Annotated in this window: 18 protein-coding genes and 1 riboswitch; of the genes, 7 read left to right on the top strand and 11 right to left on the bottom strand. The window is 55.4% G+C overall.

Translation table 11 applies throughout. From position 1 onward, the window contains the following. The 4 genes from T363_RS16300 to T363_RS0112390 form a co-directional block, all read left to right on the top strand. Positions 1-190, top strand: a 190-nt coding sequence (locus tag T363_RS16300) for a hypothetical protein (RefSeq protein WP_031473434.1), incomplete at its 5' end; no start/stop codon positions are given. A 206-nt stretch (positions 191-396) separates the two neighbouring features. After that, a complete protein-coding gene (locus T363_RS0112400; RefSeq protein ID WP_031473433.1) occupies positions 397-600 on the top strand; it encodes an excisionase in 204 nt (67 codons plus the stop codon). 133 nt (positions 601-733) lie between these two features. Continuing rightward, complete coding sequence (locus T363_RS0112395) at positions 734-1,927, top strand: site-specific integrase (RefSeq protein ID WP_031473431.1); 1,194 nt, start codon at positions 734-736, stop codon at positions 1,925-1,927. A 283-nt stretch (positions 1,928-2,210) separates the two neighbouring features. Beyond that, complete coding sequence (locus tag T363_RS0112390; RefSeq protein ID WP_031476308.1) at positions 2,211-3,146, top strand: zinc dependent phospholipase C family protein; 936 nt, start codon at positions 2,211-2,213, stop codon at positions 3,144-3,146. A 106-nt stretch (positions 3,147-3,252) separates the two neighbouring features. On the opposite strand, the gene T363_RS16115 is transcribed toward T363_RS0112390, so the two are convergent. The 3 genes from T363_RS16115 to T363_RS0112375 form a co-directional block, all read right to left on the bottom strand. Then, positions 3,253-3,393 (bottom strand): hypothetical protein, encoded by a 141-nt coding sequence (locus T363_RS16115; protein WP_154658806.1) that lies wholly within the window; start codon positions 3,391-3,393, stop codon positions 3,253-3,255. A gap of 202 nt (positions 3,394-3,595) precedes the next feature. Beyond that, complete coding sequence (locus tag T363_RS0112380) at positions 3,596-4,204, bottom strand: YitT family protein (RefSeq protein ID WP_242840277.1); 609 nt, start codon at positions 4,202-4,204, stop codon at positions 3,596-3,598. Between the two features lie 50 nt (positions 4,205-4,254). Next, positions 4,255-4,701, bottom strand: coding sequence for a MarR family winged helix-turn-helix transcriptional regulator (locus tag T363_RS0112375; protein WP_031476304.1), 447 nt, complete (start codon positions 4,699-4,701; stop codon positions 4,255-4,257). A gap of 228 nt (positions 4,702-4,929) precedes the next feature. Between T363_RS0112375 and T363_RS0112370 the strand changes: the two genes are divergently transcribed. Then, complete coding sequence (locus T363_RS0112370) at positions 4,930-5,508, top strand: xanthine phosphoribosyltransferase (RefSeq protein ID WP_031476302.1); 579 nt, start codon at positions 4,930-4,932, stop codon at positions 5,506-5,508. Positions 5,509-5,754: 246 nt separating this feature from the next. On the opposite strand, the gene T363_RS0112365 is transcribed toward T363_RS0112370, so the two are convergent. The 3 genes from T363_RS0112365 to T363_RS0112355 all read right to left on the bottom strand — a co-directional run bounded on the left by T363_RS0112365 (position 5,755) and on the right by T363_RS0112355 (position 8,320). Next, a complete protein-coding gene (locus tag T363_RS0112365) occupies positions 5,755-5,946 on the bottom strand; it encodes a ferredoxin (RefSeq protein ID WP_031476300.1) in 192 nt (63 codons plus the stop codon). A 61-nt stretch (positions 5,947-6,007) separates the two neighbouring features. Then, positions 6,008-6,916: an asparaginase gene (locus T363_RS0112360; RefSeq protein WP_051643269.1), complete on the bottom strand. Its 909-nt coding sequence runs from the start codon at positions 6,914-6,916 to the stop codon at positions 6,008-6,010. Between the two features lie 30 nt (positions 6,917-6,946). After that, positions 6,947-8,320 (bottom strand): NAD(P)/FAD-dependent oxidoreductase, encoded by a 1,374-nt coding sequence (locus T363_RS0112355; protein ID WP_031476296.1) that lies wholly within the window; start codon positions 8,318-8,320, stop codon positions 6,947-6,949. A gap of 33 nt (positions 8,321-8,353) precedes the next feature. Further along, a riboswitch (purine riboswitch) is annotated at positions 8,354-8,451 on the bottom strand. A gap of 156 nt (positions 8,452-8,607) precedes the next feature. Between T363_RS0112355 and T363_RS0112350 the strand changes: the two genes are divergently transcribed. Continuing rightward, positions 8,608-9,126, top strand: coding sequence for an HAD family hydrolase (locus tag T363_RS0112350; protein ID WP_031476294.1), 519 nt, complete (start codon positions 8,608-8,610; stop codon positions 9,124-9,126). 3 nt (positions 9,127-9,129) lie between these two features. Next, entirely contained in the window at positions 9,130-9,291 is a 162-nt protein-coding gene (locus tag T363_RS16845) for an HAD hydrolase-like protein (RefSeq protein WP_407919083.1), read from the top strand. 286 nt (positions 9,292-9,577) lie between these two features. On the opposite strand, the gene T363_RS0112345 is transcribed toward T363_RS16845, so the two are convergent. The 5 genes from T363_RS0112345 to T363_RS0112325 form a co-directional block, all read right to left on the bottom strand. Next, positions 9,578-10,159 (bottom strand): nucleotidyltransferase family protein, encoded by a 582-nt coding sequence (locus T363_RS0112345; protein ID WP_031476292.1) that lies wholly within the window; start codon positions 10,157-10,159, stop codon positions 9,578-9,580. Beyond that, entirely contained in the window at positions 10,156-12,453 is a 2,298-nt protein-coding gene (locus T363_RS0112340; RefSeq protein ID WP_207640629.1) for a xanthine dehydrogenase family protein molybdopterin-binding subunit, read from the bottom strand. The genes T363_RS0112345 and T363_RS0112340 overlap by 4 nt, the downstream gene beginning before the upstream one ends. 2 nt (positions 12,454-12,455) lie before the next feature. Next, positions 12,456-12,914 (bottom strand): (2Fe-2S)-binding protein, encoded by a 459-nt coding sequence (locus tag T363_RS0112335; protein ID WP_031476288.1) that lies wholly within the window; start codon positions 12,912-12,914, stop codon positions 12,456-12,458. Positions 12,915-12,917: 3 nt separating this feature from the next. Further along, positions 12,918-13,712, bottom strand: a complete 795-nt coding sequence (locus T363_RS0112330; RefSeq protein WP_031476286.1) for an FAD binding domain-containing protein — start codon at positions 13,710-13,712, stop codon at positions 12,918-12,920. Between the two features lie 229 nt (positions 13,713-13,941). Continuing rightward, positions 13,942-14,195, bottom strand: a 254-nt coding sequence (locus tag T363_RS0112325; protein WP_031476284.1) for an IS3 family transposase, incomplete at its 5' end; no start/stop codon positions are given.

The following is a 14,195-nucleotide window of genomic DNA, read 5'->3' as shown; positions in this document are numbered from 1 at the left end:
CGATTTGGAACGTACCTTAAACTGGATAGATAAACAGACGATAGGGACGATCAAGGCCGTCCGTATGATCGACGAGAAGAACGGGACAAACCATTTGGAAGGGATATATCAGGCAAAGGAACTGACAAGCAGGCTGAAAACCATTGTAGAGCAGCAGACAAGCAATATTGAGGATATGGTTATCAAATAAGCAGTATCTACCCCCTCACAGGGACGATTAAAAGTAATGAGCAAGCAGCAAAACCGCAAACCATTTTGAACCTTTGAAAGGGAATACAGTCATGAAGAACCAGACCAAGGGAGCGGTATAGCTGCGGGCGTTTGCAAAATGCCTGCACCTGTACCGCTGTTTTTATTTCGGGAATGGGAAAAAGCAATGTTGTGGGAGGTGGCCGAATGGCAGAAATCTATATCCCGGTCTATGAACAATACACGCTGACGATCAAGGAAGCGGCCTGCTATTTCCGCATCGGGGAAAACAAGCTGCGCAGATTAGCAGAGGAAAATCCGGATGCGCCGTGGCTGATCCGGAACGGCAACCGCATCCAGATTAAGCGCCGTCAGTTTGAAAAGGTGATCGATACGCTGGACGTAATATAAAAAAGGGCCTTGATACGCCAATCGAAATACCACATAAAATACAGGACAAAGGGCTGTACTCTTACTGCTGCTGTGGTATAATCATTGTGTCGTATCAAGGCTCTTTCCCTGAAATTCGGAAAGGAGCGATACCATGTCGGAAAAACGGCGCGATTCCAAAAACCGCGTACTCAGGACTGGGGAGAGCCAAAGAAAAGATGGAAGATACCTTTACAAATATGTGGATGCAGACGGGAAACCGCAGTCCGTCTACTCATGGAAGCTGGTTGCAACGGACAAAATACCTGCCGGGAAGCGGGACTGCGTTGCCCTGCGCGACAAGGAGCAGGAGATACGGAAAAATCTCTCGGATGGCGTCAGTACATCCGGCAGCAGGATGACAGTGGGTGAGCTGTATACGAGGTTTACTACCTTGCGGAGCAATGTCAAGCGCAGCACAAAAGGAAACAGGCAGTACACGGCCAAGTTGATAGCAGAGGATTTGCTTGGTGCAAAGCCGATCTCCTGTGTGAAGCCTTCTGATGCGCAGGAATGGGCGCTGCGGATGCAGGGGAAAGGGCTTTCCTACCGTGTGATCAACAATACCAGACGGTCGCTCAAGGCCGCATTTCAAATGGCGGTGTCTGATGGGTGGCTGCGGAAAAATCCGTTTGACTTTGCACTTAACACTGTGATAAGGAACGAGGTTAATGTGCGGTCTGCCCTGACAGAAAGACAGGAACGGGTGCTGCTTGACTTCATCAGGCAGGATAAGCCGTATGACCGTTATTACAACGAAATCCTGATCCTGTTAAGGACAGGACTGCGGATTGGCGAGTTCTGCGGGCTGACGGTACAGGATATAGACTTTGAAAACGGCCTTATCAATATCGACCACCAACTTTGCTGGGAAAAGGGCGGCAGCGGTTATTATATTGATACGCCGAAAAGCAAGAGCAGTATCCGCAAAGTGCCGATGAGTGCAGAAGCCCGCGAAGCGTTTGAATGTGTGCTAGCAAGGCGGGGCGAACCGGAAGCGTTTACAATAGACGGGTACAGTGATTTTTTGTTCGTCAATAAATCCGGGCAGCCATACTCTGCACACCACTATCAGGAAGCATTGTGCCGTGCAGTACAGAAGTATAACAGGACGCACGAGGAACAGCTTCCGAAAATTTCCCCGCATGTGCTGCGGCATACATTCTGCACCCGGCTTGTGAATAAAAATATAAATCCGAAAAGTTTACAGTATATTATGGGACATTCGGATATCAACATTACTTTGAACCTTTATGCGCATGTATCATTGGATGCTGTAAAGGCAGAAGTGGTAAAATTGATCGCATAACTTCAAGAAAACGGTTTACCACTTTATATACCACTTTTTACGGCAAAGTTATAAAAAGCGGGGCGAAGAAATGTGAAGTATCTTCCTTGAAAAGTTCCATAAAACACGGGCAACACCATGCTGTATGGACATTTAATAGCTTATAAAGAGTTCGTATATTCGGGCGATTTGTTTTATGAAAATTACGGCTTGCTGCAATTTTCTATTCCATGTGCGCGGCTCGCGCAAAGACTTTTTCGACAGGCTGAAATAACACATCACCACCCGCAAAGGAGGGCTTTTTATGGCGGATTTTGTTTCTCATCATTTGTTTGGCGAACAGGCGCTCGCCGTATTCCCCGCGCCGGTGCAGGAGCTGGCGAAAAAGCATCCGGTCAGCTTCCGCTGGGGCTGTCAAGGACCTGACCCGCTGTTTTACCGCAAAATACTACTCGGCAGCCCGCTGCACAAGCTGGGCAACCGGATGCACAGCGAACAGACGGACGAGCTGTTCGCAGCCTTTGCGCAGGCCGTACACTGCCTGACCGGCGCCGCGCAGGAGATCGCAGCGGCATATTTTTACGGCTTCCTCTGCCATTATGCGCTGGACAGCGAGATCCATCCCTATGTTTACTGCCGGCAGGAGCAGATCCGCTCGGCAGATGCCAAGCTGTCTGCTTCTGCGGTGCACTGCCAGATCGAAAGCGATATCGACTATCTGCTGTACGAACGGGTGCGCGGCGCTGCGGTGACCACGTTTGCGCCCGAGGATCTGTACTCTCTGCCGGCGGAAGAAAAAGCCGTGCTTTCCGTATTGCTGCATGTTGTGCTGCACAAGGTATACGGCGTACAGGTCGCCCCGCACGAGCTGCGCTGCGCGCTGGATGAAATGCTCTCGTGGGAGAGCTTCCTGTACAGCGACCACCGCGCCGTTTACCGCACCGCACAGCGGCTTGAGCGTCTGGCCGGCCGCGGCGCCCTGCTGAGCGGCCACATGAAGATCGAGCAGCCGGGCTGGGATGCCCTCAACGAGCAGCACGCACCGTGGCACAACCTGTGGCCCCCCGCACAGACCCGCACCGACTCAGTGCCCGAGCTGTTCGGCCTGGCCCGCATCCGGGCGGCCTCGCTTGCCGGACAATATGCTGCGCAGTTTGCCTCGGGCTGGCTCATGCACTACCGGTTCGAGCAGCCGTTTGACAACGGCAGCCCCAAAAAAGCCGCCGCGCCGCTTGCATAAGGCGCACCGGCTGCAACAAAAAACCGCCCGCTCCCTCTGCCTTGCCGGCAGAGGGGACGGGCGGTTTGCTGTTCCGGATTCTGCGGCTGCTGCCGCTGGGTAGGAGTCAGGACAGGTGCATAGGGATCATCCAGATTTGATTCTGGCACCGTGCGCCTGCGATCACGCCGCACGCGCACCGCTCTTTCAGCACATTCACGTCGATATGCCAAAGCCTTGCTGCCTCATACACGGTCAAATAGCGCATGATACGTTTTCACTCCTTTTTTGCGGTTTTGCAGCATTATATCAGCAGTTTTCCGGTTTGTCTATATCATAATTCGCTTTTTGTCACTTTTCGCGTTTTCCTACCTTCATACAAGGGTATTTTTCGTGATTTCCACAATACTTTCAGCAGAAATATGCCAATAAGTAGAAATTACCGGAATCGTTCCAGCTGCGGGAAATCATCATTCCCGCCCTTCCCGGGACATCTCCCTGCGTCGGGTAATGCGAGCCAGACTGTTTTTCTGCAGCAGACCGATGATCTGCCCGGAAAGCAGCACGGTCAGCAGCGACAGTGCGATCCGCTTAAAATCCAGATAGGATAGGGACAGCGCCAGCACGATCAGATCGCTGGCAAGATACGCCCAGCGGATATCGCACCCGACCGCCTTGCTGACCACCATGGCCAGCGCATCGTCCCCGCCGGGGGCGCCGCCTGCACGCACGCATAGCCCGCACCCCACACCGACGAATACCGCACCCACCAGCGCCGCCGTCAGCGGCATATCCGCAAGCTGCGGCCAGATCGGCGGGAACTGCTCGAAAACCGCGTAAAACAGCGAGAATCCGCCGCCTGCCACAATCGAATAATACACGAACGACCGTCCCAGCATCCGCCAGCCCAGAATGTAGCAGGCCGCGTTCATCAAAAAGCCGGAAACCGCAGGCGACAAATGCAGCCAATGGTTGAGCAGCAGCGTCATGCCGAGGATGCCGCCCTCGGTCACGCCGGACAGCGCGTGAATATTATACAGGCCAAAGGATAAAATCGCACTGCCGGCTATACATAACATTACATTTTTCCATTTGATATGGGATAACATGATACAGCGTCCTTTTCCGATTACAATATTGCGTCAGCTTTTTCCGCTTCCTCACGCAGGTTTTCCGCATAGCGGCCGATGTCCTCGATAAACGCGGGCGAGCAGCTTTGCAGCGTGCGCTCCATGGCGGCGTTTTCCACCTGATAAAACAGCCGGAGCGCCTTTTGGGCATATGCCTGCCCTTCCGGGGTGAGATAAAGCAGCTTTTCGCGGGAATGCCCGTTTTGCAGCAGCCTGACATAGCCTGCCGCCACACATTCCTTTACAATGGTATTGATAGTGGTTTTGGGGATGATCCATTCTTCACAGATCTGCTTCTGTGTGCGGGGTGTACCGTCATCCAGCGCAAACAGCAGCGAAAGCATGTTGACCTTGACCCCGCTCCGGCGCGCCAGACGGTACCAGATCCCGTCGATCCGGTTGATCGACACCATCAGGCGGCGTACTTTTTCGCGATCCTTTGACATTCTATGCACTCCTTTGCTCAAACGGGAATCCGCTCGGCGCAGCCGGCAGACGGGCTGCCGTGTTCATGGCATTCCCTCACAGTACGAATCAGAACTGAAAATATTATAATACGAATTCGTATTATAGTCAAGCAAAATAACCGCTATCCGGAAAAAAGCTATACACTGCGCAAAAAAAATGGTATGCTTATCTATAACAGAAACGCAGTACGGATAAGGATGGATAGCATGGAACTGTTGAAGGAACGCATCAGAAAAGACGGTGTGATCAAAGAGGGCAACGTGCTCAAGGTGGATAATTTCCTCAATCACCAAATGGATATCGAGCTGTTCAACGAAATGGGCAAGGAATTCCGCCGCCGCTTCGCGGATGTACAGGTGGATAAGATCCTGACCATCGAATCCTCGGGCATTGGCATTGCGGCGATTGCGGCGCAGTATTTCCATGTGCCCGTTGTATTTGCAAAAAAGACCCAGTCGATCAATCTGGACGGGGAAATGCTGTCCGCGCCGATCGAATCCTTTACCCATAAGCGGAAGTACGAGGTTATCGTTGCCAGCCGTTTTTTGCAGCCGGGTGAGCGCGTGCTCATCATCGATGATTTCCTCGCCAACGGCTGTGCCGCGCTCGGCCTGTGCCAAATCATCGAGGAAGCGCACGCACAGGTGGCAGGGATCGGCATTGTTATTGAAAAGGGCTTCCAGCACGGCGGTCAGCTGCTGCGGGAAAAGGGTCTGCGCGTCGAATCGCTTGCCATTGTAGACGGCATGGACGCGGCATCCCAAACCGTGCAGTTCCGCGACTAAGCGCCGCGTGGCATGGCAGCCGATATTTGAGCATCAATACATAAAAGCTGAGGACATCCATCCTCAGCTTTTATATTTTGAGAGAGTAAAAGCTTGCATACAGGAACTTTTCCCGCCCGTGACAGGCAAAACCCAAACACAGATCGTCGGAAAAGCAAAGTTTTTCGCCTGTCGCAAAAAAGTTCCCTAACGGGAACTTTTTTTCTGCATCCGAGCGGTTTCCGGAGGCATATCGGTATTTCCGGCTTATGCCGTGGTGTGGATGACCGATACCGGGCACTGCGCCGCAGCGGCCTGCGCACCGTCCCGCTCGGCATCGTCCGCAGGCTGGTGATAGGCCTCAGCCAGCCCATCTTCCGCAATGCGGAACACCGCCGGGCAGGTGGCTTCGCACAGGCCGCACGAAATGCAGCCGCCGCGGTCAATTTCTACCTGCATGGCAAACCCTCCTTCCTTTTGAAGAAGTATGCACAGGCTGTGGATATTTTATAACCCTGTGTTACAGTTCCCCGCACATCACGGCGGCAAGAGCGTCCTCGGTCGTGCGTAAGCCAAGGGAGACTGCCCCCATTTTCTCGGCACGGCGGCCCACCTCATATTTATGCAGATCCGCGCCGCCTTCTGTGCACTGGCTGGTGATGTACACGCGCGTACCGCTGCGGATCAGTCCGCGCACCGCATCCTCCAACCGTGCGGGCACACCGCCCGCACCGAAGGTCTCTATGATCACATGGGGATATCCGTGCAGCGCCTGAAAAAAGGACGGCGCCAAATCAGGGATCAGCTTGACCAGCAGCACATGGGGATCGATCTGCTGAACCAGCGATGGCGTGCCCGGCGGCTGCGGCGGCGCCTGCCATGTCAGCGTACCGTCCGGGTTGATGGCAGCGGCAGGCGGCGTACCGGCGGAGAGAAACGCATCCATTTCGGAGGAGTGGCGTTTGATCACGCGGCAGCCCTCGATCACCTTGCCGTGCAGCACTGCAAATACACCGGCGCGGCCGGATACCGCCGTGCGGCAGGCATCCAGCAGGTTGCGCGGCGCGTCCGAGCCGGGCGCTCCCATGGGCAGCATCGAGCCGGTCAGGATGACCGGTTTGTCGATTTCACGCAGGACATGGTGCAGCAGGGCGGCGGTGTAGGACAGCGTATCCGTGCCGTGCGCGATGACGAACCCATCATACCGTGCGCGGTTTTCCCATACTGTTCGGGCGATCTGCATCCGGTCACCGGCGGTCAGGTCGGTCGAATCCAACCGCAGCAGATCGCAGACCGAAACCGTGCACCACGCACGGAGTGCAGGCAGCTCCTGCAGCAGGGCAGCACCGTCCAGCACAGGGGCCAGTCCCTGTGCGGTTTCCCGGCAGGCAATCGTGCCGCCCGTGGCGATCAAAAGGATCTGTTGCAAAGCGGTATGCTCCTTTCTGTGCGGTACGGTTCAGCGGGCATCCCCGGCGATCTGTCGTGCCACATACACGCCGCTGGCAGATGCGTGCGACAGCGAATGGGTAATGCCGCTGCCGTCGCCGATGATATACAGGCCGGGGTAGCGGGTCTGCAGATCCGGGCCGACCGCGACCTCCATGTTATAGAACTTGACCTCTACGCCGTAGAGCAGGGTATCGTCGTTGGCAGTGCCGGGCGCGACCTTATCCAGCGCGTAGATCATTTCGATGATGCCGTCCAGAATCCGCTTGGGCAGCACCAAACTCAGATCGCCCGGGCTGGCGTTCAGCGTCGGCACGGTGAAGGATTCCTCGATGCGCGAGGGAGTGCTGCGCTGCCCGCGGATCAGGTCGCCGAAACGCTGCACCATCACGCCGCCGCCCAGCATGTTGCTCAGCCGGGCAATGCTTTCGCCATAGCCGTTGGAATCCTTGAACGGTTCGGAAAAGTGCTTGGCCACCAGCAGGGCAAAGTTGGTGTTGCCGGTCTGCCGGGCGGGATCCTCATAGCTGTGGCCGTTGACCGTTACAATGCCGTTGGTGTTTTCGGTAACGACCGCGCCGCGCGGATTCATGCAGAAGGTGCGCACGCGGTCACCGTATTTGGGTGTGCGGTACACGATCTTGCTTTCATACAGCTCATCGGTCAGGTGGGCGAATATCTCCGCGGGCAGCTCGACGCGCACGCCGATATCCACACGGTTGGACTGGGTTTCAATGCCCATTTCATGGCAGACACGCTCCATCCACTTGCTGCCGCTGCGGCCGACCGAGATGATGCACTGTCTGCCGGTGTATTCGCCCGCCGCGCAGCGGATGCGGTAACCGTCCGCTGCTGCCTCGACCGTATCGACCGGCATATCAAAATAAAACGTTACCTTATCCTTGAGAAAATCATATAGATGGCCGAGCACCACATAGTTGATATCCGTGCCCAGATGCCGCACGGAAGCGTTGAGCAGGTGCAGGTCGTTCTGCATACACACCTTTTTCAAATCGCTGCCCGCGGTGGAATACATTTTGGTGCCTTCGCCGCCGTAGCGCATATTGATCTCGTCCACATAGTGCATCAGCTCCAGTGCCTTCTGCTTGCCGATATACTCGTGCAGCGTGCCGCCGAAATCATTGGTGATATTATACTTGCCGTCCGAAAAAGCGCCCGCGCCGCCAAAACCGCTCATAATCGAGCAGACCGGGCAGTGCACGCAGGATTTGACCTTGTCCCCGTCGATCGGGCAGGTGCGCCGGTCCAGCCGGTGGCCGGATTCAAACACCGCCACCCGCAGCGAGGGGTCGCGCTGCACCAGCTCATACGCCGAAAAAATACCGCCCGGGCCTGCGCCGATGATCATTACATCATAATTCATCGTTTATTTCCTCCCAAAAAATAAAATGGTAGACTACTGGCTGTGAAAACCGGTAGTCAACCATTTACGGCAGTTGGTAGAAACGCTCAACCATATTATGAGCATATACCTCACGGTTATTTAGCATAGCATATTTGCTGCGGTTTGGCAAGACGGGCGGTGTCCGCTCCATTTTTACATTTGGTTTGATGGGTTTCAACTCTGTCCATGTTACTATGCATTGAACGGAGCAAAAACTTATGATAGAGTAGATAAAACAATAAATTAAAATTTGTGGAGAATACGATATGTTAAAGGTTATTTTATTCGATATTGATAATACTCTGTTAAGTTTTAATGCGTATGCGAAGGAATCCATGAAAAGTGGATTTGAAAAATTTGAAATAGGAACATATGAAGATAGAATGTTCTCTGTTTTTAATCAAATAAATACTGACTTATGGCAGTTAATTGAAAAGGGGAAATTAGACTTTAAAGAATTACAGAAAAAACGCTGGAATATGATCTTTGAATATTTGGGGATATCGGCTGATGGGATAGCGTTTGAAAAATACTTTCAAGAGTGTTTGTTTGAAAGTGCGATTCCCGAAAACGGTGCAATGGAATTGGTGAAATATCTACACAGCAAATATATTCTTTGTGTTGCCAGCAACGGTCCCTATATGCAGCAAGTGAACAGACTGAAAATAAGCGGAATGCTGCCATATTTTTCAGATTTGTTTATCTCAGAAGAAATCGGCAGTTCAAAACCTTCTGAAACCTTCTTTAGCACTTGTATCAATCGTTTGAATGCAAAAACAGAATAGAAAATTCAGCCTTATGAGATTATGATAATAGGGGATTCCCTGTCATCTGATATGTTAGGAGGAATTCAATTTGGAATGCAGACATGCTTCTACAATCCTGATCAAAAAAATATTCCATGCGGAATGAAAGTAAATTATAACGTATCATCAACGTATCATCATTAAGGGAGATACAAAACATTCTCTGAGTCAGGTGAACGATTCTGTAAAAAATCCCGGTTTATCAGTCAGTCATTATCTGCGAAAACACCTCCCCTCGTTAAAATAACGAGGGGAGGTGTTTTACATGCAGAATCAGTCCAAGGAGGGAAGGGGGATCGCATCTGCGCCCGTAAAGTTTTATCGCTTACGCAGGAATTTTTCGTAGGAAATCACCAAAAATCAGGCAGAATCTCCCCATTTCCCGGGAAGGAACAGCCCGTGTCCATCCGTTTTTTCTATCCGGCAGCGGCTATGCCTGCGGCGGCGGGCATAGCTGGGCTTTGGTATCCACATCCCACAGCTCGCGCGCGGATGCCGCAAAAACCGGCACACAGTCCCCGCGCCGCAGCAGTACGCGGCCGCCCTCATCTCCGGTCAGCGCACGCAGCGCCGGGACAAGCGCGGCGGAAAACAGCGCCGGATTGCCGCGCTGTTCCCCCCAGCAGACACGGGCGCAGGCAACACCGGGGCGGGCGGCATCCAGCAGGCGGAGCACCGTCTGCACCGAAAGGTAGGGCTGGTCCGCCGCCGCGCACAGGATGAAATCCGTTTGCTGCAAATCGAGCGCACCCACCCCCGCGCGGATGGTGTAGGACAGCCCCTTTTCGCTTTCCGGGCTGTATACCGTGCGGATGTGCTGCGCCGCCGCACCATCCAGCACCGCACGGTGGCGGGATACCACGGTCAGCGTACAGTCCGTGCGCTGCTGTGCCGCGGCGGCCAGCGTATCCAGCCCATGCCGGTAAAGCGGTTTGCCGCCTAATGAGTAAAGCAGCTTGTTTTCCCCGAAGCGGCGGCTGTTTCCTGCGGCCAAATATAGGATATGCGTCATTTCCGGCTGCTTTGGATGCCGCGCAGCACCTTTTCCGGGGTAATAGGCAGCGTGCGGTGCCACACACCGGTCGCGTGGGCAATGGCATGGGCAATGGCAGGAGAGGGGGTATTGATGACGATCTCACCGATCGACTTGGCGCCGAACGGGCCCGACTGCTCATAGCTGGACTCAAACTCGACCCGCAGCCTGCCCATATCCAGCCGTGTCGGGATTTTATACTGCATCAGCGAATTTTCCATGATGCGTCCGGACGGTTCATAGGTCACATCCTCAAAAAGCGCCATGCCGATGCCCTGCACGATGCCGCCCTCGGTCTGCACCCGGGCAAGGTTGGGATTGACCGGCGTGCCGCAGTCCACCACGGCGGTATAATCGAGCACATCGACCTGACCGGTTTCGGTATCCAGCTCGATCTCGACCATGCCGACCATAAACGGCGGCGGCGAAATGGGCGACGAATGCGAAACGGTCACCTGCGCAGCGGTTTCGTTGCCGCACATCGACTTCGCGGCAATGTCAAACAGCGAAACCTCGTCCGTGCCGTCGAGCTTTTTAACAGTACGGCCCGCAAATTCTACTTCGTCCACGTCACAATCCAGCATACCTGCCGCAATTCTGCACAGATTTTCCTTGAGCTGCGCACAGGCCTTTTCCACCGCCTTGCCGGTGACATAGGTGGTCGAGGAGGCATACGAACCGGAATCATACGGCGAAGCGTCCGAATCCGCGCCGAATACGGCGATATCATCCACCGAGCAGTCCAGACATTCGGCTGCCATCTGCGCAAGAATGGTATCGCAGCCCGTGCCCATATCCGCCGCGCCGATTGACAGGTTATAAAAGCCTTCGTCGCTCAGCTTGATGGTTGCCGAACCGACATCCACGCCGGAGATGCCCGAGCCCTGCATCGCCATCGCCACGCCCGCGGTGCGCACCTTGCCGTTCCCCATGTCGCGCACGGGATATTTTTCTTCCCAGCCGAACAGCGCCTTGCAATGCGCCATACAGCGGTCGAGCGCACAGGCGCTTGCCGGCTCGTTATAATAAGCGGACATGATCTGTCCCTCGCGCACCATGTTCTTTTCGCGCAGGACAACCGGATCGATCCCCAGCCGGTCGGCCAGCTCACTGACCGCGCTTTCCACCGCAAAGATACCCTGCGTTGCGCCGTAGCCGCGGTAGGCGCCTGCCGCCTGCACATTGGTATATACCACGTCGTACGCGAAGCGGAAGGCTTCCAGATTGCCGGTGTACAGCGGGATCGACTTATGACCGGACAGACCGACCGTGGTCGGGCCGTGCTCGCCGTATGCGCCGGTGTTGGACAAGGTATATACGTCGATCGCACGGATCACGCCGTCCCGGTTCGCGCCGACACGCACATGCAGCTCCATTTCGTGGCGCGGCGAACCTGCGATCTGGCATTCCTCGCGGGAATAGATCATTTTAGAGGGACGGCCGGTTTTCCATGTGACCAGCGCGGGATAGACCTCGGCCACAACCGTCTGCTTGGCGCCGAAGCCGCCGCCGATGCGCGGTTTTTCCACATGGATCTTACTTTTGGGGATATCCAGCGCATTGGCAAGGATACGCCGCACGTGGAACACGATCTGTGTGGAGGAAACGATATGCAGCCGCCCGTAGGCGTCCATTTCCGCATAGGTGCGGAAGGTCTCCATCATCGCCTGCTGGCAGGCCTTGGTATGATAGGTGTGCTCGACGACCTCGTCGCAGTCGGCCAGCACGGCATCCACATCGCCGTCGCTGCAGGTGTCGCTTGCGCACAGGTTGCGCCGGTTATCCGCCCCAACCGGACAGAGCGACTGCCAGTTTTCCTCCGGGTGCACCAAAATCGGGTTATCCTTGGCGGTGTGCAGGTCGAGCACCGGCTCGAGCACCTGATAGCACACCCGGATCAATCCGAGCGCCTGATCGACGGCTTTTTCGCTTTCGCCCGCGACCACCGCGACCGCGTCGCCCACAAAACGCACGCGGCGGTCGAGGATCAGCCGGTCATAGGGGGAAGGCTCCGGATAGGTCTGCCCCGCCATGGTAAAGCGCTTTTGCGGCACATCCTTCCATGTAAAGATGCACGCGATGCCCGGCACCTTTTCCGCAATGTCTGTGCGGATCTCCTCGATCAGCGCATGGGCGTGAGGAGAACGCAGCACCTTGACCACCAGACAGTCCCGCGAGGTCACATCGTCCACATAGGCAGGCTTGCCGAGCAGCAGCTGCATCGCGTCCTTTTTGCGGACCGGCCTGCCGACCGCTTTCCAGTTGTTCGCCATCGTCAGCCCTCCTTTTTGCTGTTCAGATAAGCGCGGATGCCGCGCAGCTGTCCCTCATACCCCGAGCAGCGGCACAGGTTGCCCGCCAGATAGGCGCGGATCTCATCATCGGTCGGGTCGGGGTTTTCACGCAGCAGCGCTACGGTATTCATCACAAAGCCGGGGTTGCAGAAGCCGCACTGCTCCGCACCCTGATCGGCGATGAAAGCGGCAAAGTCCGCAGCTTCCTCCTGCAAACCCTCCAGCGTCTGCACATGGCGGCCCGCCGCACGCGCTGCCAGCACGCTGCACGAAAGCACGGGCGTGCCGTCCATCAGCACGGTACATAAGCCGCAGTTTGCAGTTTCGCAGCCGCGCTTGACCGACAAACAGCCCTGTGCGCGCACAAAATCGAGCAGCAGGGTATCCGGCGCGATGGATGCAGCTACCGGCCTACCGTTGAGTGTCAGTTTGATCTCCATGCCTTATCCCTCCTTCGAAAGCGCCATCGCCGCGCGGCGCACCAGCACCTTGCAGATGGCACGGCGGTAGTCCCCGCTCGCACGCATATTGCCGCCGAGCACCGCGCGGGCGGCGATATCCTCTGCAAAAGCGCGGGCGCTGTCCTCCGTGATGCCCTGTGCGAGCACGCCCTTTTCATCCGCAAACACTGCGGCGGGCATGGGGCGCGCGCCGATCACACAGGTGTATGCGCCGTTCCGTTCGCTGAGTGCACAGGTCAGCACAGGAAAATCCGTTGAAATATTGCGCTGGGAAAGGTACACCGTCCGTCCCCCGGTTTTGGGCAGGATGATCTGCGTCAGGATATCGCGTGTGTTACACGGCAGGGCGGCGAAATCCGCCAGCGGCATTTCGCCCGCGTGGTGCAGCACGACCCGCGCGTCCAGCGCCAGCAGCAGCGTCAGCACATCGGAAAAGCCGAACCGCCCCCATACGCTGCCGCCCACCGTGGCGCAGTTGCGGAACTGCACGCCCACAATGTGGCGGACGGCCTCGGCCATTGCGCCCTGCGTCAGCGCGGCAAGACCGGCGTGCGTCTCGAGCGCACGCAGCGGCACCATCGCCCCGATGCGGTATGCGTCCGCTGTCTCCTCGATCCGGTCAAGCCCCAGATCGCACAGATCGATCGCCGTGCCGACCCGCCGGTGCTGCATTTTAAGCCAGAGCATACCGCCCAGCACCACGTTATTCTTTTTTTGACAAAGCGCATAGGCTTCATCCAGGCTTTGCGGCCTGCTGTATTCTCCGATCGTCAACAAAGCAGTTTCCTCCGTTCGGTCTGATGGTTTTATCATAGCATGTCCGGGCGGAAAATACAATTTCCGTCCGGATTTTACGTTATACTTTACAAAAAATAACGATGTACGACGGAAAAGCAAGAAAAAAGTCAGGCACATTGATCCGCCCCTGTCAAGGTAGACCGGAGAAATAAATAAAATATAGTGCGGTTATGCTCGCCGTTTCCTTTTTCGGGAACGGTGAGCTTGTTTATGCAGCGAACTTTTCTTTGTATTTTTGAATACGCTTATTTTCAGGAATGGGATACAGTGCAGGGGTATCGGAGTTTAATGCCTCCGTGCGGACTTCCATCGGAGTGCGGGTTTCAAAGCGCTCCTGGAAACGCTCGTAGTTGTAGAAATGGATGTATTTCTCAATGGCCGAGCGAAGGGATTTCTCGTCCTTGAACGTTTGCAGATAGTACATTTCGGATTTAATGATTCCCCAGAATCCCTCGGTTGGAC

Source organism: Agathobaculum desmolans ATCC 43058 (genome assembly GCF_000701665.1).
Classification (GTDB): domain Bacteria; phylum Bacillota; class Clostridia; order Oscillospirales; family Butyricicoccaceae; genus Agathobaculum; species Agathobaculum desmolans.
Note: the sequence above shows the minus strand (reverse complement) of the source record. Positions and strands in the feature narration are given on the sequence as shown.